A 1,431-nucleotide genomic window follows, 5' to 3' on the forward strand; every position below is an offset into this window, starting at 1 on the left:
TCTATTTAGCCCCCTAACTCATTTGGACACCTCAATCAAAAGATATTATCATAGAAGTATCAAAGGAGGAGTCCAAATGAGTAAACGTAATGGACCGATGGAGGATGTAAAAAAACAATATGTAAGAATGGCGCTTGAATCAGGAAATATGGCTTTTATCGCTCGGAAAACTGGTGTAAGCAGCTCTACTTTAGGTGGTTGGGTAAAACAATACCGTGATGAAATAGAGGCCGAGATGGAAAGAGATGGTGTTACCCCACTTTCGGAGTCTCCCTCTAATCAGGAACTTCAAAAGAAGTATGACCAAGCAATGAAGCTTCTAGGGGAAAAAGAGTTAGAAGTAGCCATGCTTCGTGAAATGGTAAAAAAAAACTTACCAACCTTTCGGAACAAATAGCCTTTGCCAAAGAGTGGATTGACGAGGGATTCCCGGCCAGTCGTGTATTAAAGTATGCTTCCATTACCCGTTCTACTTACTATTACCGTCTGGCTAATCCACCAAAATCTAGAGTTCATACTGGGGGAAGGCCTATACCTGGTTATTCTTTGAACAGAAAGACTCAAAAAAGAGTCAAGGATAGTACGATCAAAGGATATCTAATGAATCTTATCGAAGGAGAGGATGAGATTTATGGATATAGAAAGCTGACGAAAGCCTTAAGAAGGAAGCATAAACTTGTCATAAACAAGAAGAAAGTATATCGCTTATGTAAAGAGCTAGATATCCTGATGCCTCAACGCGAAAAGAAACAGAAGCAACCACGTAGACTAGCTAAGAATCGTAAGATTACTGGGCCTAATCAGTTGTGGCAGGTCGATATTAAATATGGATATGTGACGAGTTCCCGTCGTTTCTTCTTTCTTGCGAGTGCCATCGATGTGTATGATCGAAGCATTGTGGGGCATTACATTGGGAAGACTTGTGAAGCGTCAAAAATTACGAAGATGCTTATGAAAGCTTTGATGAAACGCGATGTCAAAATGACAAAAGCTGAAGATGGAGAAAGCCGACTCATTGTTCGTTCAGATAATGGTCCACAATTCATCAGCAACCATTTTCAAGAGTTCAGTACAGATAAATTTGAACATGAAAGAATCCCACCGAAGTCTCCAAATATGAATGCCTATATTGAATCCTTTCATAGTGTGCTTGAAAAAGAATGTTACCAAAGAAACGAATTTATTACCTTTGATCATGCGATCGCAACAGTAAATAAGTATATCGACTTCTATAACAAGAGAAGATATCATGGCAGCCTGAACGACTATAGCCCAAGCGAATATTATGCCAAATGGGCAACAAACTCGGTGGAGCCAGTAGAATTAGCTATGTAAAGTTTCCCCCGAGAAGAAAGGTTAAAGTGATTCCCTTTAACCTTTCTTCTCGGGGCAACCAAGCGAATGCGCGGTAGAAAATGAAATAATGAGATA

At 39.8% G+C, this 1,431-nt stretch carries 2 protein-coding genes; both read left to right on the forward strand.

Annotation, left to right across the window (positions count from 1 at the left end; translation table 11 throughout):
* Nucleotides 1–76 precede the first annotated feature (76 nt).
* Nucleotides 77–397 (forward strand): transposase, encoded by a 321-nt coding sequence (locus tag ACQCT5_RS22850; RefSeq protein ID WP_499645408.1) that lies wholly within the window; start codon nucleotides 77–79, stop codon nucleotides 395–397.
* A 17-nt stretch (nucleotides 398–414) separates the two neighbouring features.
* Nucleotides 415–1,335 (forward strand): IS3 family transposase, encoded by a 921-nt coding sequence (locus tag ACQCT5_RS22855; protein ID WP_499645410.1) that lies wholly within the window; start codon nucleotides 415–417, stop codon nucleotides 1,333–1,335.
* The last annotated feature ends 96 nt before the right edge of the window (nucleotides 1,336–1,431 follow it).

This window comes from Sutcliffiella halmapala (assembly GCF_050107295.1).
GTDB classification, from domain to species: domain Bacteria; phylum Bacillota; class Bacilli; order Bacillales; family Bacillaceae_I; genus Sutcliffiella_A; species Sutcliffiella_A halmapala_A.